We start from the raw sequence: 19715 nt of genomic DNA on the forward strand, positions 1-19715 counted from the left end.
GGTATTGTCTTTCCCTGAATCTATCGCGGTGTCATCCTCCACCGCATCGAAGCCGTTCTTAGCTGTTGACTATATCTTTAGCGGATTTTGGCCTTGCGGTCAACACTTTTTTTGATAATTATTAATCAACCGTATGAGCCGCGAATTCCTATCCGGCCTGCCACTTGGTCCCAATCCCGTGTGGCGAAGCTATCGGGGTGGCAGTGTTCTGCGGGCTTTTCGGGGCCAACCCGGCACCGGGGACGACCATTTTCCCGAAGACTGGCTGGCCTCGACCGTCCTCGCCCGGAACGGCGAGAATTCCCAGGGAGTGAGGGAGGGGCTGAGCCGGATTTCCAGTGCCGATAACGGTCTGCTCATCGAATTGCTGAAACAGAAGCCGGGGTTCTGGTTTGGAGCAGGTCAACGGGCCCGACAGGATTCAGCGGCCTTTGGCGTGTTATGGAAACTGTTGGATTCTTCTGTTCGCCTTCAATTCCAGGCGCATCCGGATGCCCGGTTCGCCCGCCGGCATCTCAACTCCCCCGCCGGCAAGACCGAGTGTTGGTATATCCTCGGCACACGCGGAGAAGCCCATGTTTATCTTGGCTTCCAACATTCACCCTCTCGCGAAGCATGGGCGCGCATGATCCGGGAACAGCGCGTTGACGAAATGCTCGCGTGCTTTGAAAAAATCCGTGTTCAGCCCGGCGATTGTTACGTTGTCCCCGCCGGAACGCCGCACGCCATCGGCGCCGGTGTTTTCATGATGGAGCTGATGGAGCCGACCGACTGGGTGGTCCGCTGCGAGACGACCAATGCCGGTTTAACGCTGGCGCCGGACGCGTGTTTCATGGGACTCGATCTGGAGACCTGCATGGAAGTGTTTGATTACCGACCCTACTCCCTCGCGGAAGTCAGGCGCATCTTTCAACAATCACCCCGAGAACTGGTCCGTACCAGCGCCTATTGCGAAGAGGAATTGATCGGGCCGGCCTACCATGAATACTTCCGGTTGCACCGACTACGCGGGCACGGCGATGCGAGTTGGCAGGGTGGCGAGCTGTTGCTGCTCATTATTATCAAGGGCGAGGCGGATTTGGTGTGCGGCCGCCAACGACAACCCGTACGGGCCGGTCAAACGTTGCTGCTGCCGGGCGCGGGGCAATCGTGGAACTGGACACAACCGGCGGGCGATTGGGAAATTCTCCTCGCCAAATTGCCCGTGGCTCGGTCATCCTCCCGGCACTCCTGAACTTCATGCTCTCGAAATACGACTATCTGGTTATCGGGTTTTATTTTGCGTTCATGGCGATGATCGGTTGGGTTTGCCGCAAGTTCATCGGCAACACAAGCGATTATTTTCGCGGAGGCGGCAAGATGCTCTGGTGGATGACCGGCTGCTCGGCGTTCGTGGGGCAGTTCAGCGCGTGGACCTTCACCGGCGCGGCCGGCAAGGCGTATCAGGATGGGCCGGTGATCATGGTGCTGTATTTTGCCAACGCGCTGGGTTTTTTCTGCAACTTTGCCTTCTTTGCGCCGCGGTTCCGGCAGATGCGCGTAATCACATCCATCCAGGCCGTGAAGGCGCGATTTGGCAACGGTAGCGAACAGTTTTTTACGTGGGTGCAATTGCCCGTCGGCGTGCTTTACGCCGCCATTTGGCTGAGCGGTCTGGCGGTTTTCATTTCAGCGGCATTTAACATGGACCTTTACCTGACAGTCATCGTCACGGGTTCGGTGGTGTTAATCATGGCGGTCATTGGCGGATCCTGGGCGGTCGCCGCGGGAGATTTTATTCAGACGCTGGTGCTGATGCCCATCACGCTGGTCACGGCATTTCTGGCCATCGCGCAAGTCGGCGGGTGGAGCAGTTTTCTGGACAAACTGCCCCACCACCATTTGCATTGGACCGAGGGCGCGCGACCGGAAATCCTCTACCTGTGGATCATCGCCATCATCATCAAACAATTCACCTCCACCAATAATATGCTGGAGGCTTCGCGCTACCTGAACGCAAAGGACGGTCGGGAGGCACGGAAAGGCGCGCTCCTGGGCTCGATCCTGTTTGTCGTGGGGCCGATCTTTTGGTTCATTCCGCCGATGGTGGCGAGGATTGTGCATCCGGATCTCCACACGGTTTTTCCGCACCTGAAGAACCCCGCGGAGGGCGCGTTCGTCGTGGCCGGATTGGACAATATGCCGGCCGGCATGCTCGGCCTGTTGATTAGCGGCATCTTCGGCGCCACCATGTCCAACATGGACACCGGCTTGAACAAGAACGCCGGCTTCTTTGTGAAGAATTTCTACCAGGTCCTCATCCGCCCGCACGCGCCCGAAAAAGAAATGTTGATCGTGAGCAAACTCGTGACCTTCCTGTTGGGCATCCTGGTGATCTCCGCGGCGCTGGCCTTCAGCTCCGGGAAGAAACCGCTGTTTGAACTGATGCTGCAATTTGGCGGCTTGATCGCCCTCCCTTACTGCATGCCACTGATCTGGGGCACGCTCATCAAACGCGCGCCAGCCTGGGCCGGCTGGACGACGGCTGTGGTCGGGTTTGCGACCTCGCTGACTGTCAAAATACTTACGACCCCATCGTGGATGCTGTGGATCACCAGACACTTGCATTTGCCCATGCTTGACCCCGCCGACACATATCTGAATCCAGCGTGGCTGGAGAAGGTTACGGGCTGGACCGGGCACCCGCTAACCGTGCGCGAAAGCGATGATTGGTTTTTGCTGCTAGGCGTGTTGCTGGCCGTGATCGTCTGCTCCGCGTGGTTCCTGGGTGCGTGCCTGTTCGCGCGCAGGCGTTCGACGCAGGAAATCGAACGTGTGGAAGAGTTCTTCCAACGCATGAAAACGCCGGTGGATTTTCACAAAGAAGAAGGTGCGGGCAACGACGCGCAGCAATACCGCACCCTTGGGCTTTTGAGCCTGGTTTACGGCGCGTTCATTTCGTTGCTGGTGCTCATCCCGAACTCGCCGGTCGGCCGGCTCGGGATGTTCACCTGCGCCGGCACGATGCTGGGCGTCGGCGGCTTGCTCTACTGGAATTACACTCGCCTTACCCGAAAACCACCAACTCAATAAATATTATGGGAAACCTCAACGGAAAACGCGCGCTCGTCACCGGCGGCGGCCAGGGACTTGGATACAGCATCGTGGAACACCTGCTCGCCGCGGGTGCGGACGTGGCTGTCCATTATTTCTCCAGCGAGACCGGCGCGCGTGAACTGAAGTCGCTCGCCGAAAAGCGCGGTCGCCGGGCTGAAATCTTTCGCGCCGACCTGACGAAGGAAACGGAAGCAGCCGCATTGGTGGACGGCGCCGCGAACTTTCTCGGTGGCCTCGACGTGCTGGTGAACAATGCGGGCGACCTCGTCCAGCGGCGTTCGATCCAGGAAGTGGACGCCGCGTTTTGGGAGCGGGTCATCAATGTCAACGTTACTTCGGTGCTGTGGGTCACACGCGCCGCCGTGCCGTGGCTGGAACAAGCCAAACAAGCCAGCATTGTGAATCTTTCATCGCTCGCCGGGCGCAAGGGCGGTCATCCCGGCTCACTCGTCTACTCCACCGCCAAGGGCGCGGTCCTCACGTGGACACGTGCGTTGGCCAATGAACTTGCGCCCAAGGGAATTCGCGTGAACTGCGTGGCGCCCGGATTCATTTTGGGCACACGTTTCCACGAGACGCACACGACCGAGGACAGCGCGAAAAAAACTGTTGACGGAATCCCACTCGGCCGTGCCGGCTCGCCGGAAGACATCGCGCGCGCCGTGGTTTATCTGGCCTCGGAATTCGACGGATTCATTACCGGCGCGACGCTCGACATCAACGGAGGAGTGTATGCGGCGTGAATCTCTAGTCTTTGGAATTCTGTTGGCCTGTGCCAGCCTTACCTTTGCGCAGTCACGCCAGCAACTCGACAACGGCTGGGAATTTTATCAGGGCCAACTCGGTAGTACTTGGGAAATCTGGCGCGGCGACAGGGCTGCCGACAACGTTACCTGGCAGCCCGTCACGCTGCCGCACTGTTTTAACGCCCGCGACTCGGTTGATCCTGACACGCCCTATTACCAGGGGCCGGGCTGGTATCGCACGCGACTCAAGGTGGAGAATCCATTTCCAAACGGGCGAACCTTGCTGCACTTCGACGGCGCGGGGCAAAAATCACGGGTCTTTGTTGGAATGGAAAAGGTCGGCGAACATGTCGGTGGCTACGACGAATGGACTGTGGACATTACCGACGCCGGCGCTCGCATCGCAACGAATTCGCTTTTTAAGGGCGCCACTCCTGTCGCGGTGCTTTGCGATAATTCCCGCGATGCGGAGATGATTCCGTCAGACCAGAGCGATTTCAACCGCTACGGGGGTCTTTACCGTCACGTCTATCTCGAATATGTCCCGGCGGTTTCGTTGGAGCGTGTCCACGTAGAGCCCACGCTCACGGCAGATGGCAGAGCTTCCATCAAAGTCCGGGCCCGACTTCACAATCCAACGGCAATCCACGGCGAAGTCCTACTCGCGATCGAAGTCCGCGACCCACAAGGCAACGTCCTCCAGACCGCGTCAAACAAACTCTCGCCTTGGTCCGGTGAGAAGGAAGTTGCCTCGTTTGAAATCGCCAAACCCGAACTGTGGTCACCAAAATCACCGGCTGTCTGCAGTTGTGCCGTCACGCTAAAGTCGCCCCAAGGCGAACAGCAAATGACAGAAATGTTCGGCGTACGTTCTTTTGAGTGGGTCGAGCATGGGCCATTCAAACTGAACGGTGAACGATTGTTATTACGCGGCACGCAATATCACCAAGACCACGCGGGCGTGGGCGCGGCCGTGCCGGATGATGTCGTCCGCAAGACGTTCCAACAGATCAAGGACATGGGTGCGAATTTCGTCCGACTCGGTCATTACCAGCAATCACCGCTCGTGCTGGAGATGTGCGATCAACTCGGGCTGCTCGTGTGGGAGGAAATCCCGTGGTGCCGCGGCGGTCTCGGCGGCGAGCGTTACCAACAACAGGGCCGCGACATGCTGCGAAACATGATTGAACAGCATTACAACCATCCGTCGGTGATTCTTTGGGGCCTGGGCAACGAGAACGATTGGCCCGGTGATTTCGAAACGTTCAACACCAATGCCATTCGCGCGTTCATGACGGAGTTGAACACGCTCGCGCATCAGGCCGACCCGTCGCGCAAGACGTGCATCCGCCGCTGCGACTTCTGCGAGGACATCCCGGATGTGTATTCCCCGAGCATTTGGGCGGGTTGGTATTCGGGCCGGTACACCGAGTATCGCGCGTCGGTGGAGAAATGGATTGGCAACGTCCCCAGGTTTTTCCACGCCGAGTGGGGCGGCGACAGCCACGCGCGCCGTCATTCGGAAGACCCGGAAAACTTCCTGCAGGAAGTTGGTACCGGCGAGGGCACCGCGGAAACCGGCAAAGCCTACAAGCCGACTGGCGGCAAGGCGCGCGCGTCACGGGACGGCGATTGGTCGGAGAGCTACATCGTCAATCTCTTCGACTGGCACCTCAAGGAACAGGAGCAAATGACGAACCTGACAGGCAGCGCGCAATGGATTTTCAAGGACTTCGCTACGCCGCTGCGTCCGGGGAATCCCATTCCGCGCGTGAATGAGAAGGGCCTCGTCGAGCGCGACGGCACGCCAAAGGAAGGCTACTACGTCTTTCAGAGTTACTGCGCCGAGAAGCCGATGGTCCATATTTACGGGCACACCTGGCCAGTCCGTTGGGGTAAACTCGGTGAGGAAAAACTGGTGAAAGTGTTTTCCAATTGCCGCGAAGTGGAATTGTTCGTCAACGGTGTTTCGGCGGGCGTGAAGCAGCGTAACAGTGCGGATTTTCCGGCAGCGGGTTTGCGCTGGCCAGTCAAATTAAAGGAAGGACCGAACGCGCTACGGGCCGTAGGTCGCCGCGACGGAGTTGAAGTGAGTGACGACATCTCCGTCGGCTATCAGACAGCGGTTTGGGACAAGCCAGCCAAGCTCGCACTCAGGGAAATTTCGCGGAGCAGCGATATCGTCACCGTCGAGGCATGCATGTTCGATAAGGAGGGCGTGTCCTGCCTTGACGCAACCAATGGCGTCCGCTTCGGTTTGGCGGGTGACGGTCGATTGCTCGATAATCTTGGCACATCGATTGGTTCACGCGTGGTGCAGCTTTACAACGGCCGCGCGCAGATCAGCCTGCGGCTCACCAGTGGCAGGGCCGTCGTCAGCGTGGCGAGTGCCGGTTTGGAAACGCAATTTCTGAGCATGACCAACACGCCGACTGCCGTAACGATGTTGACGCTCGACGTGGCGGCGATTGACCGTGAGCGAATTCTGAAAGCCGCCAACGTCGCGCTTGGGCTTGAGCCGCTGGCCATCACGAAGTTCCGGACCAAGTTGAGCGAAGGTGGGCCTAATGATTTTTATTCCAACGGCGACTACTGGTGGCCCGACCCGACGAAGTCCGACGGTTTACCTTACATCGAGCGCGACGGCGAATCGAACCCGGATAACTTTTCACAGCATCGGCTTGCCATGCGCGATCTGCGCGACGCAGTCGCCGCGCTCGCAGCTGCTTACAAGATCACCGGCGACGATCGTTACGTGACGAAGGCGGTCGAGTTGCTGCGCGTGTTTTTCCTCGATCCGCAAACGCGGATGAATCCGCACCTAAAATACGCACAAGCGATTCCCGGCAAGACTCCCGGTCGCGGCATCGGTATTATTGATGCATTGCATCTGATCGAAGTGCCGTTCGCGATTCAGGCGATGCAGAAGTCATCTGCCTTTCCGCCTGAAGTATTGGCTGGATTGAAGCAGTGGTTCGGCGAATTGGCGGAATGGATGATAACGAGCAAGAACGGCAGGGAGGAAGCTGGCACCAAAAACAACCACACTGTTGCGTTCTATCTGCAACTCGCGGTCTATGCTGGCTTCACGGGCGACGAAGCGAAACTTGCGGAGTGCCGTCGGCAGTTCAAGGAAGTGTTTGTTCCCAATCAGATGGCGGCAGACGGAAGTTTCCCAGCCGAGCTTAAGCGCACCAAACCTTACGGTTACTCAATCTTTCAACTCGATAACATGGCCACTCTTTGTCAGGTGCTTTCGACCGACCATGACGACTTGTGGACGTTTGAGCTTGCTGACGGTCGCGGTATTCGCAAGGCTATGGCGTATCTCTATCCGTTTCTGGCGGATAAATCGCAGTGGCCACTCAAACCTGACGTGCAGGCGTGGGCCGATTGGCCTTCGCGCCAACCAAGTTTGCTATTCGCCGGCCTCGCGCTGGGTCAACAGCCGTATCTCGACCTGTGGCGGAACCTCCCACCTGATCCGACCAACCTCGAAGTCCGCCGCAACATTGCGATCACCCAGCCGGTGCTTTGGGTAAGGTGAGAAGCGTCGGCGGGATACTACTCAAGGCGTCCGTATTTCCGAATCTCCGGCCAGATTGTCGCCACGGCGAGAACAACCAGAATCGTTGCCCCGCCGCCGGAGATGACCGACATCACCGGCCCCAGCCAGTGCGCGACCAGACCGGATTCGAACCCGCCCAGCGCGTCGGAAGCGCCGACGACGAAGAGGGCGTTCACCGCCGAGACGCGACCGCGCTTCTCTTCCGGCGCGAGCAGTTGCACGGACGTGTGTCGGACTACGATGCTAACATTGTCCATGGCCCCGCAAACGAAAAGCATCGCCAGCGACAGCCAAAACCATTGGGACAATCCAAAGCCGATGGTCGCCAGGCCGAATCCGACAACCGCCCAAAGCACCGACCGGCCCGCGCGTTGTAGCGGCGGCCGATGCGCCAGCAGCAACGCGCAACTTACCGATCCCAACGGCATCGCTGCCTGTAACAGCCCCAAACCGGCTGGTCCAACGCGCAAGATATCCCTCGCATACACCGGCAGCAGCGCCACCGCGCCGCCGAGCAACACCGCAAACACATCCAACGTAATCATGCTCGTGATGAGGCGGTTGGCAAAAACGAACTTGAATCCGGTGGCCAGACTGGCCAGCGTCATTTTTTCCCGGTTCGTCACGATGTGTTCCGTGCGGATGAAACAAAGCAACGCGAACCAGATCAAGCTCGCCACGGCGTTGAGAATAAAAACGGTGGTTGTGTGATGCGTGAGCGCGATGAGTACGCCGCCGGTTGCCGGACCAAGCACCGACGCCAATTGAAACATGCTACTGTTCCACGCGATCGCGTTCGAAAGCTTCTCGCGTGGAACCAGTCCTGTCAGGAACGACATGCCGGCAGGCCGCAAAAATGTGATCGCCGCTGCTCCGGCGAACAGGCAGCCATAGAACCAGACCAGCGGTGCTTGCAGCCAGGAAACAATTGCCAGGCCCGCGCTGCTGGCTGCGCCAAGTAGCGCCGCCGCCTTGATAATGCGTTTGCGATCATAATGATCTGCCAAATGGCCGGCAGGCAAGGTGAACAGGAAGATGGTTACGGCCTCCGTCAGCCCGACCAGCCCCAAGGCGAGCGCCGAATGAGTACGTTCATACAGTTCCCACCCGACCGCGACCGTCAGCATTTGCAGGCCAAAGCTCGAGACGAACCGCCCGACAAGGAAATAAACAAAATCACCGTTCCGCAAAATCGCATACGGCTCATGTGACTGGGTGAGCGCGCCTTCAACGCTATCAACTGCAGGGCCAGATTCCATCGTTTTCAGCTGGATAGCGTCCGGCGCATGAATCATTTGACCGCTACCGGCAACACTCCTTGCTTCGCCAAAAAGTCCGTCATGACAATGCGAGATTTGTCCTTCCACTCCGGCAACTGGCTTTGAAAGCCATGTTCGCCTCCGGGCACGGTGATGAATTCACAAACGTTGCTGCTCGCAATGAGCCCGGCGTGAAGCGCGATGGATTGGGCATTGGTCACGGTCGTGTCTGCATCGCCATGGAATACCAGTACCGGTGGCATCTTCGCGTCCAGTTGTTGCACCGGCGAGAGCGCCTCCGCTTTATCACCAAAACGCTTGGGGGTGTAACCGACGGCCGACGAAGTATCGGAAACGGGACTGACCAAAATCAGCGCGAACGGTTTGATGAGCGGCGCTTCATTAGTGGCCGATCCGGGCGGCGTGTGCTCAATTGCGGTCCATAATGCAACGTGACCGCCAGCAGAAGAGCCGCCGACCACGATCCTTTTGGGATCGATTCCTAATCTGTCCGCGTGGTCTTCAATCCAGCGCAACGCGGCGCGTCCGTCCGCCACCGACTCCAGTGGCGACGTGTTGAATCGTTCCTTCGTGCGATAGTCGGGCGCAATGCCGACCATGCCGAGTGTGGCCGCCCATTTCGCATAGCTCGCCGAGCGCTCCGGCGTGCCCCTGGTCCAGCCGCCACCGAAAAAGAAAACCAACGCCGGGCGACGGTCTTCGGCCTTCCAGTTCTTCGGTTTGAAAACATGCAGTCGCATCGGGTCGGGCTTGCCGTCGCGATAGATGAAAGTTTCCGCCCCCGGAAGCGAGACGGGGGTTGTGGCGGGTGCACTCGATGATTCGGCTTTCGTCTCGGGCCAAATGCGCGCGGCCTGGTCGATCTGGGGCCGCAGGAAGCCCGGCTTGAGTGTTTTCAACTGGCTGTGCGGCCAGGTTTCAGGGGCCGTGTTGTAAGGGATCAAAAATTCGAGTCCCCGATGCAGGCTGGCCCCGTTGGTTCCCTCATAGTGCCAAAGATCCACGCCAAGCGGTGCGGCAAGTCTGGCAACACAGAATTGGGCCTCGAGATTGAAGGCACAGTAGCCCAAGCCATCCTGACGCACCAGCTCCAGCGGTTGACTGCCGTCGGGTGCGAACTGGTTGGCAATACGCGCAAAATCCTCGCGGGCAAATTGCCGCGCGTCATCTTCGCGATCGAGGTAACGGGCGATGGCGATGAGTTGGCTGAGAAACCAGGAGCCGTGGTTGTTGGCGGCTTCGTGCTCGAGTTTGCCGTTCTTGCTGGTGGTGAGCCACTGCAGGTAATCGGAAAACCACTGGTGAACTGCCGCCTCGTCCTTGTCGGTGAAGGCCGGCGAACCGTGCAGCAACCGCAACGCGTCAATTAGGCGGATGAAAACGCGTGTGTCGATCAGGCCGGATTTGTTGCCATGGTTGCCATCGCGGCCCAGGTGAATCTGTGCGTACTCGAAGGAAGGATTGACGCGCGTGGCGGGTGTGACGAACCACGCGCGAATCCACTCACCCGCGCGACGGGCGCAATCTTCGCGGTGCTCCAGTTGCCATGCCTGCGCCAGTGTCTCGACCGTGTCGATCATGCGACCCAGCCGATCCTGGTCCCCAAAAGCCATTTGCTCGCGATTGGGGTAGCCGTCGCGCTGAATGTACGGCAGGCCGTTGGTGCTCGCGGGGTCGGGCCACCAGTAGCGGCCATAGCTGACGTAATCGTGCGGATCGCCGGTGGGAGAAGCGCGTTTCTTGTCGACAACCGTGACGATGGGGACCTTGAGAGCCTCGCCAGCATTGGTGGCAACGGCTGATGCGTTCAATGTTTTACTGTCGAGCAGGAACGGTGGCAGAGGGTCCGAGGCGCGGGCTTGCCTGACAGGCGTGGACAGCAACAGGGCGAACAGTATTAGTCGGGACAAAGATGTGAACGGGTTCATATGGCTATCATTTCAGTTCCAGCGAAGTGTCTGTCAGGACGATGAGATCGGTTTTTCCATCCGGACGAGCAACGCGGAGCGCGCCATCATCGAGCGCTGTTTTGAGAGCAGCCGGCACGGACGCTGAGCGTTCGGGCCAGAGAATTGCGAAGACCGTGAACTCCGTCGCAACTTTCGCGCTTTCAAGCGTGAGATGGCTTTGGTTGGTCCACTTGCCGGTAACGTAACTGGAGCCTGCTTCGCCCGTGGTGTATTTCGGGTCAACGGTAACGGGAAACCGGTCCGTCACACTGCCGCGCCAGACGACGCCCGGCGCGATAAGCTGCGTGGTCAGTGCGGCTTTGTCGCCACGGATGAACGCGGTGTTGTTCGTGCCGTCCCAGGAAAGATTGTTCTCGGCGTGCAGCAACCAGGAGAGAGTTCCCGATGTGGCGAGCACCACGCGGTCGCGCAACACGACATAGCGCTGGTCAATGAAAACAAGATCGCGGGTCACGCGTTGGATTTTGCCTTTTTCCTTTTCGCCCGCTTGATAGGCCACGGTGGCGTCGCCGGTCGTCCACGCGTAGCGCGGCGAGGTTTCAAATCGAGTGATTTTCCCTGTCGCCTTTTTGTCCTGCGCCTTCTGCCCCAGTCCGTCAATGAGCAGGTCATTCTTGGATTTCGTCTGCCACGTCCATTGCTGGTGGTGCGGCGAGCGATGAAACTCCCGATACGCCGAATTGATCGCCAGACTTTCGCCGTAGGCGTTCAGGATGAAGGCGTTTTGATCCGCGTGACTGTGGCTGAAAGATCCGTAAGGCGACGACTTGAAGGTGATTTGAATGTCGTCCGCCGGGCGACCGAGAGCACTGTGCAGCGACACCCACCCGACATCCCGAAAGAAGCGGTAGGACGGCAATTCGCCCAGGCGTTTCGCCGGTGGAAGCGGCTTGCCGCTGGCAATGAAATTGCGTATCAAAAATTCACAGGCGGTCGGGTACGTGCGATCCAGGCCGGCGAGGCCCTTGTCAATGGGGCGTGGCCGTTTATCGGTGCAAAGTTGGGCGTAGGCGCGGAACCAGCCGTTTTGTTGGACGCGAGCGACGTGCTCCATGTAATCGGCCACAACAGGATCGAGATCGAAATGGCCCGCGTTGGAAGTGTCGCCGAATATCGTGTGCCGGTAAGGCTGTACATTGTACACGGCGAAGTACGGCGAGTTTTTCCAGAACTGCGACGAATACGCGAGCGGATCGCCGATGGCCAGCAGCGTATCCTGAAACGCCGCGTGCTCGAACGTGCCCCGCCAATAGGCGTTGCCCTCAGCCCAGCCGCCGTCGTCGCCGCCCCACGGACTGAACTGGTCGCGGTAAAACACGTAGGCGAACCGCCACCACTCGCGCGCTTCCGGCAGGTCATCCCACAACGCCAGGCCAGTAAGCCCGACCATGGACATGAACCGCACCGGATGACTCTCGGCGTTCACGTCAAGCGAGTTGCGCTGGATCTTTTCGACCTTCGCGGCCTTGATCCACGCCACGGTGCGGTCGCCACGTTCCTTGAAATGGGCAAGGACGATCTTTTTCTCCTCGGGCGTCAGCTTCGAGCGAATCTGATCGTAGACCAGCGGCAGTTTGCGCCAGAGGCGGAAATTTGCCTCGTCGTTATATTCAATGTCGGTGGCGCCCACGACCGGACCGCTTTTCCAGTCCGGTGCGAAGTGCCAGGCACAGGATTTCAACAGGAACTCTTTCGCTTTTGTCAGGTACTTCTCATCGCCGGTGACGGTCCAAATTAGCGTAGCCGCTTCGGCAACACCGGAGACGCGACCGCAGACATCCTGAACATTTCGCCACTTGTCGGCTTTGTCCGAATCGCGGTTTTTGGGATCGGGATCGCCGTAGGTCACCGGTTCGTCGGGAAATGGAAACGAAAGGTAATCTTTGTCGAAGTCGGCCTTGATTTTCGCGAACGCCTTTGCCCCCGCGCCCGTGGTACAATAAGCGCGGAAGTCCCTCTGACGGCCTTCGATTACCATGGTGCGCGGCGGCTGTGGAGGAACGTGGGCGGCAACATCCGCTGACGGTTCGGCCATGAGGGAAATACAGCCGGCCAAGCTTCCGCTCATTAGTAAACTCCACCAACACCGGCGTCGAATGCAAACCAGGACAGTCATGGAAACATTTCTAATTCGCATTGTCTTAATAAGTATTAAATGTGTCAATCGTTTTCCCCACTGGTGGCATTGCCGATTTCTTAACGCCCCTCTCCCGGTCCAATGATTCATCGGGCAGCCCGCAGTCGCGCCAGCTTTTTCTGTACCTCAAGATCATTGGGCGCGAGGCGGAGCACCTGTTCGTACTGACGAGTCGCCTTGGCCACCTCTCCAAGCGAGAGCAAAACGTCTCCCAGGTTCTTGTGTGCCTGAACATAATCAGGCTGAATCCGCACCGCCTGCTCAAGATGCGCCACGGCCTCCGGCAACCTGCCGGTCTCCGCAAGGGCAGCAGCCAGATTGTTATGAGCTTCGACGTAGTCGGGGTCGATGCGCAGCGCCTGCTCGAAATGCGCCACGGCCTCCGGCAACCTGCCGGTCTGCAGCAAGGCGGCGGCCAGGTTGTTATGGGCTTCAGCGTAATCGGGGTCGATGCGCAGTGCCCGCTCCCAATGGACGATCGCCTCTGACTGTTTACCCTGTCGAATCAATGCTCCCCCCATGTTGTAGTTTACCCGGGCGGAATTGGGTTGGAGCTGCAACGCCTGTTCGAAATGCGCCTCTGCTTCCGTCACATCGCCCAATTCGAGGAGGGTATTGCCCAGATTATTGTGCGCCTCGGCGTAATCTGGCTTGAGCCGCAGTGCCAGTTCGAAGTGCGATATCGCCTGTCTTGGGTTGCGTTGTTGAAATGCAACCCCAAGGCCGTTGTGTGCTACCCATGCTCCAGGATTTCTTGCAAGAGCGACGGTCCACAGGGCCTCCGAATCCTTGTAGATTTGGCTTTGGCACCAAGTGAGTGAAGCCAACAGAACAACAACAACGGCGGCCGCGATTTGGATCATCCCACGGACCGTGCCATGGCAAGCGCGGTATATTCGTGCTCCTGCGGCGACGATGGGGGCGATGACTCCAATCAATGAAAAATAGAGGAAGCGGTCTGCCACCGGTGCCACTGCCAGGTACGACATGTTGATGATTCCCAACACGGGAAACAGCATCGCGAGGAAGTAACCGCTGGCGAACAGAAGCGGCCTGCCCCAACCCTGGCGGTATCGCCAAAATATCCCGAGACATCCGAGCACGACCAAACTCGGCAGCCAGGCGAGTGGCGAGGACATGTCGACTCTCCACTGGGGATAAATCGTCATCAGATGAACCGGCACCAGCGCCTTCCACAGATAGAACCAGCACGCCCATCCCGCACCGGCCACGTGTAGGGGAAGACTCCGGTGGAGAATCTCCTGCGCCATCACATTCCTGGATTGAAACCAAACGGTGACGAATCCCATCGTCACCGAAAGCGCAAAAAACGGGAATAGTCGCAGGAGGTCGGTGCGGGCAACCTTCCCTCTTCTCCACCACGCACAGAGCAGCAGCACAACCGGCAGGGGGACCACCGAAGTCTTGCTCAACAGAGCCAGCGCAAACATCCCCACCGCCAGCCAGTACCAGCGCCGGCGGCTCGTGTCCTCGAATCTCAGATACCCCAGAAGCGTCAACGCATAGAGGAACATCGCGAGCGCATTCTTTCGCTCGGCAATCCACGCCACCGATTCCGCGTTGACGGGATGCACAGCGAACACTGCGGCGATCAGCCAGGCTGCCGGAATCTTGAGCCTCGTCATTACGCGCCACCAGAGGACTGCGCTCAGCGCGTGCAGGACCACATTCACCACATGATAACCGAGGGGATTCTTTCCCCATAAGCGCCACTCCAGCCACCACGTCGTTGAGGTCAACGGCCAGTAATCCATGGGCTGCGTGGTGCACCAGAATCGGTACAAGCCGTCGTGCGCCTTAATCAAATGATTTTCCAACAGGAGATTGTCATCGTCCCAGACAAACCCGCACCGCAGTGCGGGGAGGAACGCCACGAGCGTGAGCAGAATGATGAGAGTGGCCGGTGCGCCCCACGATCTCCACGTGTTCTTCATCAGGTTCCCAGCCAATTACTGAGTGGGGCATTTTGACCTAGGGTTCGGGGTTTGTCGACGCCCCGCGCAAAGAGAGCAAACTCGCGCCGCATCCTGAAATGAATACTCCACACCGGCCCGAAGGCGGGTGTGGAATATTCTGACTGAATCCTAAGACGGCGTTTCCGTCAAACTGAACGACGGGTGCGTCTCAATACCCCAATCAAAAGCATACTGCCAGCGCCCAGCAAGGCGACGGTGGACGGCTCCGGAATGACCGACAACGAAATGTTATCAACCAGAAAGTCGATGCCGGAGGCGCTGCTTGCGCCGCCGGTCACCAGCCCCAAGCGGCCCAGATTGCTTTGGCTGTAAAAGCTGGAGTTTTGGAATGCATAATCACCGTTCGCAGTGGTGATTGTGGATGCGTTCTGCAAGAAGGCGCCGTCGATATAAACAGCGAAGGAGTGGGGATCCAGAACACCGTTGGTGCCTCCGGGTCCCGTGTAGCCCAGAGTAGCACCCCCTGTCGTGCCTGCGTAGGCAAAAATGTCCAGAGTATGGGTGTTGAACGTCGTGCCCCCCTCTCCGAAGCTATTGCTCCCGCTCACAACGGGGTTTGAGTTGAATGTGCCATCCGGGTTCTGCTTCCCAGCGTCGACTCGGTAGCTGCCGTCATTGAACAAGCGAAAGTTCACCGCACGGTTGGCAGCCGTACCCTGGCTCAGCGTGTTCGAGCCCAAGGCCACATACAAGCCCTGTACGCTGGTGGCGGGTGCAATATTTGCGTTGCGTGTGAAATTCAAGGAGAGATGTAGGCCACTGGCCGAAGTCGTGAAGTCTTGCTCGAGCCGGGCGTTCGCGGTTGTCGAGTAATCATACATATTCACCGCATTGTTGCCCGATACATTAGTGACAATCGCGCCGTTAAGCGCCGCAGGAGCACTAGGGCTCACCGAGGTCCAGCCAGTCGGGCTGGAGCCGGGTGTATCCCCGGTAAAGTCAGTGGAGAATATGGTTTGCGCTTGGCTTGAGCAAGCGACCAGACATGCGACGGTGATGATTGAGATGTGGAGTTTCATGGCTTAATCCTTCTTGTCGGTTAGTGATGGGGGTAATTCTTTACGAAGGGAATAACTTCGCGGGATGTCTTGCCGTTGCCCGGCGACGCCCTCGCTGTTACTTGCGGAAAGTTTCTCGCCCTTCATATACCCTCACCGTCAGATGTCCTTAGGCCAACTCGCTTTGGCTTTTCGGACGCTGCTTATAATTATTAAATTCTCCGGAAAATTGCAAGAACTATCTTGCGGATTTCCCCAAAAAGTTGGAACACACTATGTTGTGCAAGCGTAAACGGATGGTATATATCGCTTTAGGCCAACCACAGTTGAGAAACGAATACGAGGATAGGCGTTTTATAGGCGCTGAATTGTTAAACCACCATCGACCATGATGACCTGGCCGGTGGAATAAGGAAGATCGCCTCGCGCCAGCGACGCAACGGCTTTGCCCACATCTTCGGGAGAGCCCCAGCGACGCTGGATTGCCAGCCCTTCGCCGAGCAATTTGTCATATTTTTCTTGGACGCCAGTGGTCATATCCGTTTGGATAATTCCTGGCCGGACTTCGTAAGCGGGAATGTTGAATTCACCGAGCCGAGCCGCCCAGAGCTGCGTGGCCATCGCCACACCCGCTTTGGAAATGCAGTATTCCCCGCGGTTCACGGACGCGACCGTCGCAGAGACCGAGGATATGTTGATGATGCAAGCTTCGAAGGACGCATCCGCCTTCTTCTGTTCAACCATCCACCTCGCGACTGTCTGCGTGAGAAAATACGGACCCTGCAGGTTCGTGCGGAGCACGTGCTCGAAACTTTCTTCGGTCGCTTCCAGGATATCGCGGCGTTCCTTCGGCGCGATCCCGGCATTATTGACCAACACCTCCAGTCGGCCGAAGCGTTGGCGAATCGCCGCCAGCATCTCGTCGCGCGCGTCGTGCCGGCCCACATCGCACCGGCAGTACAGCACGTCGGCCCCCAGCGATCGCAGCTTTTTCAATGCATCGGCCGCCGCGCTTTCGTCGCGAAGGCCGCAAACCGCCAGGTTGAAACCCTCCCGCGCCAGGGCTTGCGCGATGCCGAGCCCAATGCCGCGCGTGCCGCCTGTTATCAGGGCCACTCGTTTCATGGTTTTGTCGGGTTCTTAATTTGTTTCAACAGCGCCGCCTCCGGGCTGCGTTTATAATAATCATCCAGCGGATAGCATCCTGATGGCAATCCATTGCGCGGCGCGGTCGTACAATCACTGAAGGTGCGGCAAATCAGCCGGTGTTCGAGCGCGCCCTTCCCCACTGCGTCGGCCAACATGCGAGGATAGCTCAGCACCACCCGCCCGATGCCCACACTGTCCACATGCCCGTGCCGCAAATAGTACTGGGCCACGTGCGGAAAGTATTCCTGTAAATAGCTATAGGCCGTGCCCACCATGAGGAGGTTCGGAAACTTCGCCTTGAGTTGTTTCACCACGTTAATCTGCCGCGCGCAGCCAACGAGCGGATCTTCCGGTGGCTGATAGCCGTCGGAAGGCGGGTACGCCGCGGGCCGTTGGATGTGCGGATTGTAATATGGACTGCCCGCCGAAAGATTGATCAGGGTGATCCCCAACCTTTCGCAAATGCGAAGAAACTCGATGGGCTCCGCGAGATCGTATTCCACCGGATTATTCAGGTTCACTCCAAAGCCGTAACGATACGGCAGGCAGTGCGAGAAATCCTCCGGGATGCCCGGCCCGGGTTTCGCGGGTTTGCTCAGCGCAGGATCAGGTTTGAATGGTACGAGATCGAAAATACTGACTCTCACGCCGATACCAAGTTTCGGCGCGACCGCGCGGATTGCGGCCGTGATTTCGCGCAACGGTCGCGTGCGGTTCTCGAGCGAACCGCCATACTCGCCGCGACGCGTGTGGGCGCTGAGGAATTCATGAAGCAGGTACCCGTGACAATGTTTGATGTCCACAAAATCGGCGCCGACATCCGCGGCAATTCGCGCCGCAGTTGCATAATCCTCAATGAGACGCTTCACTTCGTCATCAGTAAGGACCTGCGCGTCGCTGGTAACCCCAAATTTCCTGTCGAGAATCGGATGGCGGTACGCCACGCGCGGTTCCATCCGCTTTTTATCGGTGGGACGGCAAAATCTCCCGGAGTGCGTGAGCTGAAACCCGACAACAAGGTCGTCAGTGCGGCCGAAACCGTCTTGGTGGGCCACCAGCAGTGTCTCCCGCAACTGCGCCAGGCCCTTTTTGTTCGCCTCATTAATGATGAGCTGGTTTGGGTTCGCCCGGCCTTCGGGACGCACCGCCATCGCTTCGCCGCCCCAGATGAGTTTCGCGCCGCTCGCGCCAAAATTCCGCCAACGGCGAATCATCGGCCCCGTGACACCCCCGGTCGTTGTGCCGTCCCATCCCTCCATCGGCTGGACGCACCAACTATTTCCAATAACGCGATCATTCCACTTCCGGGGTTTCACCAAGGGCGAGGTGCTACCCTGCACGATCGAGTCTTCGATCCGCAAATCGATCCCGAGCTTGTCGATATAATCGCGAAACGACGGAACGGTTCGCAGACCGGGAATGCGCGTGATCGTAACGGGATTCACAGGAAAAACTTCAAATAGGGTTTCCGCCGGGCAACTCGTTGCACATAGAGCGCAACCTCGCGGGCGTGGTAGTCGCCCCACATGCTGGACTCGCCGCACGGCACCCTGCGTCCGGGCGGAATGTAGTCCCAACCATTTGGCCGATGGTAAACACTGTGGAGAATCAGACCTTGATGCTTCGGATTCGTGCTCAGGTACGGTTCGTCGAACAGCGTATTAAGGATGCTCAACCCGGCCTGCCAGTACCGTTTGCCGCTCTTGCCAAGGTAATGGCCGAACCGGAGCAGCCCTTGCGCGGCGATTGTGGCGGCAGAACTATCCACCGGCTCGAACTCGTTGAATGGGTCGGCGGGCCGATCAAGATAATCACCCAGCTTGTGCAGCAAGGGCGCTCCCGTGTCCCAATACGGGATGCCATCCGGCGGCGTATTCTTGATGTAGAAATCACAGATGGCGCGCGTGGCCTGCTCGAACAAGGCGCGATGGCGCGTTTCGCCAATGGCGTAGAGGAATTCCAACTGCTCGGCAAACCCGCACATCGCCCAAGCCAGTCCACGCGTCCAGGTCGTAAATGGCGAAAATCCCTGCTGCGAATTCGGGCAGCGGAAATTGCCATCATTGACGTTGAAGATCGCCTCGTGGGCAACACGACCACGCACATCGAACGCGTCGCGTCCTTTCCCGTAGAAAACGCTGTACATCGCTGTCGCGCGCGCGTGATCGAGCAGCCGTTCCAACAGCGAAATCCTTTTATCATTCTCGCCCATCAGGACCTGACCGAGTTGGTGCGCCAGGGCGAGAGCGCGCAACGAACGCAGCGTATCGACGAACAATGAGTGCGGACCGTTAAACGAGTAAATGTATCCGCCCTCACGAGTTTTCGTCCAGCGATGAGCCTGGACTGCGCCCGAACATTTCAATGCCAGCTCGTAGAAATTGCGCTCCCACGCGTTCTCAGCGATGCGACTCTCGTTCATCAACCGCAACAAATTGCCGTAGGTGCTGACGTTGTTGAAACCGTGGTCGTGCACGCCGGCATGCGTGACGTGCCCGGCCATGAACCGCACGGTGTTATCGCGCCCGATTTTCAGGAATTGCTTTTCGCCGGTGGCCTCGAATTGCAGGATGGCCGAGCCGTATTGAAATCCCTGGGTCCACTCCGTCCACCCGCGCGCGGTGTATCGACCGCGCACCGTGAACACCGGAGATCCCTTCGTGACGTCACGCCGCTTTTCAATGGCGGCAATTTTCCCCGCGGACACCTGCCAGAGGCGATCGATCTTCTTTCTCAGATGGGAGGGCTGCAGGTCGTAATCAATCTGGAGCATG

At 58.4% G+C, this 19715-nt stretch carries 12 protein-coding genes; 4 read left to right on the forward strand and 8 right to left on the reverse strand.

What is annotated here, in order from left to right; translation table 11 throughout:
- Positions 1–133: 133 nt before the first annotated feature.
- The 4 genes from VNL17_05455 to VNL17_05470 are packed head-to-tail and all read left to right on the forward strand — an operon-like array spanning position 134 to position 7389.
- Positions 134–1234, forward strand: a complete 1101-nt coding sequence (locus tag VNL17_05455) for a class I mannose-6-phosphate isomerase (GenBank protein HXI83521.1) — start codon at positions 134–136, stop codon at positions 1232–1234.
- The gene (locus tag VNL17_05460; GenBank protein HXI83522.1) at positions 1150–3072 is read left to right on the forward strand and encodes a transporter; all 1923 of its coding nucleotides are present in this window, start codon (positions 1150–1152) and stop codon (positions 3070–3072) included. The genes VNL17_05455 and VNL17_05460 overlap by 85 nt, the downstream gene beginning before the upstream one ends.
- A gap of 5 nt (positions 3073–3077) precedes the next feature.
- The gene (locus VNL17_05465) at positions 3078–3839 is read left to right on the forward strand and encodes a glucose 1-dehydrogenase (protein ID HXI83523.1); all 762 of its coding nucleotides are present in this window, start codon (positions 3078–3080) and stop codon (positions 3837–3839) included.
- Positions 3829–7389 carry an alginate lyase family protein gene (locus tag VNL17_05470; GenBank protein HXI83524.1) on the forward strand — a complete coding sequence of 1187 codons (3561 nt, stop codon included), beginning with the start codon at positions 3829–3831 and terminating at the stop codon, positions 7387–7389. The genes VNL17_05465 and VNL17_05470 overlap by 11 nt, the downstream gene beginning before the upstream one ends.
- 17 nt (positions 7390–7406) lie before the next feature.
- Here the strand turns inward: VNL17_05470 and VNL17_05475 are convergent, their stop codons facing one another.
- The 8 genes from VNL17_05475 to VNL17_05510 all read right to left on the reverse strand — a co-directional run bounded on the left by VNL17_05475 (position 7407) and on the right by VNL17_05510 (position 19714).
- On the reverse strand, positions 7407–8669 hold the full coding sequence (locus VNL17_05475) for an MFS transporter (GenBank protein ID HXI83525.1): 1263 nt from the start codon (positions 8667–8669) through the stop codon (positions 7407–7409).
- A gap of 32 nt (positions 8670–8701) precedes the next feature.
- Positions 8702–10618 carry an alginate lyase family protein gene (locus VNL17_05480; protein ID HXI83526.1) on the reverse strand — a complete coding sequence of 639 codons (1917 nt, stop codon included), beginning with the start codon at positions 10616–10618 and terminating at the stop codon, positions 8702–8704.
- 7 nt (positions 10619–10625) lie between these two features.
- Positions 10626–12728 carry a heparinase II/III family protein gene (locus tag VNL17_05485; protein HXI83527.1) on the reverse strand — a complete coding sequence of 701 codons (2103 nt, stop codon included), beginning with the start codon at positions 12726–12728 and terminating at the stop codon, positions 10626–10628.
- Positions 12729–12883: 155 nt separating this feature from the next.
- Positions 12884–14752 (reverse strand): tetratricopeptide repeat protein, encoded by a 1869-nt coding sequence (locus tag VNL17_05490; GenBank protein HXI83528.1) that lies wholly within the window; start codon positions 14750–14752, stop codon positions 12884–12886.
- Positions 14753–14919: 167 nt separating this feature from the next.
- Positions 14920–15813 carry a PEP-CTERM sorting domain-containing protein gene (locus tag VNL17_05495; GenBank protein HXI83529.1) on the reverse strand — a complete coding sequence of 298 codons (894 nt, stop codon included), beginning with the start codon at positions 15811–15813 and terminating at the stop codon, positions 14920–14922.
- Positions 15814–16146: 333 nt separating this feature from the next.
- The gene (locus VNL17_05500; GenBank protein ID HXI83530.1) at positions 16147–16917 is read right to left on the reverse strand and encodes a 3-ketoacyl-ACP reductase; all 771 of its coding nucleotides are present in this window, start codon (positions 16915–16917) and stop codon (positions 16147–16149) included.
- Positions 16914–18386 carry an NADH:flavin oxidoreductase gene (locus VNL17_05505; GenBank protein HXI83531.1) on the reverse strand — a complete coding sequence of 491 codons (1473 nt, stop codon included), beginning with the start codon at positions 18384–18386 and terminating at the stop codon, positions 16914–16916. Before VNL17_05505 ends, VNL17_05500 begins: the two co-directional genes overlap by 4 nt.
- A complete protein-coding gene (locus VNL17_05510; GenBank protein HXI83532.1) occupies positions 18383–19714 on the reverse strand; it encodes a glycosyl hydrolase in 1332 nt (443 codons plus the stop codon). The genes VNL17_05505 and VNL17_05510 overlap by 4 nt, the downstream gene beginning before the upstream one ends.
- Position 19715: the final 1 nt, after the last annotated feature.

It is taken from the genome of Verrucomicrobiia bacterium (genome assembly GCA_035577545.1).
Classification (GTDB): Bacteria; Verrucomicrobiota; Verrucomicrobiia; order Palsa-1439; family Palsa-1439; genus Palsa-1439.

What these genes read in the sequence shown, in the direction of transcription:
- VNL17_05455 (HXI83521.1), top strand. Translation starts at nt 134, where the DNA reads ATGAGCCGCGAATTCCTATCCGGCCTGCCACTTGGTCCCAATCCCGTG.
- VNL17_05465 (HXI83523.1), top strand. Translation starts at nt 3,078, where the DNA reads ATGGGAAACCTCAACGGAAAACGCGCGCTCGTCACCGGCGGCGGCCAG.
- VNL17_05470 (HXI83524.1), top strand. Translation starts at nt 3,829, where the DNA reads ATGCGGCGTGAATCTCTAGTCTTTGGAATTCTGTTGGCCTGTGCCAGC.
- VNL17_05475 (HXI83525.1), bottom strand. Translation starts at nt 8,669, where the DNA reads ATGGAATCTGGCCCTGCAGTTGATAGCGTTGAAGGCGCGCTCACCCAG.
- VNL17_05480 (HXI83526.1), bottom strand. Translation starts at nt 10,618, where the DNA reads ATGAACCCGTTCACATCTTTGTCCCGACTAATACTGTTCGCCCTGTTG.
- VNL17_05485 (HXI83527.1), bottom strand. Translation starts at nt 12,728, where the DNA reads ATGAGCGGAAGCTTGGCCGGCTGTATTTCCCTCATGGCCGAACCGTCA.
- VNL17_05490 (HXI83528.1), bottom strand. Translation starts at nt 14,752, where the DNA reads ATGAAGAACACGTGGAGATCGTGGGGCGCACCGGCCACTCTCATCATT.
- VNL17_05495 (HXI83529.1), bottom strand. Translation starts at nt 15,813, where the DNA reads ATGAAACTCCACATCTCAATCATCACCGTCGCATGTCTGGTCGCTTGC.
- VNL17_05500 (HXI83530.1), bottom strand. Translation starts at nt 16,917, where the DNA reads ATGAAACGAGTGGCCCTGATAACAGGCGGCACGCGCGGCATTGGGCTC.
- VNL17_05510 (HXI83532.1), bottom strand. Translation starts at nt 19,714, where the DNA reads ATGCTCCAGATTGATTACGACCTGCAGCCCTCCCATCTGAGAAAGAAG.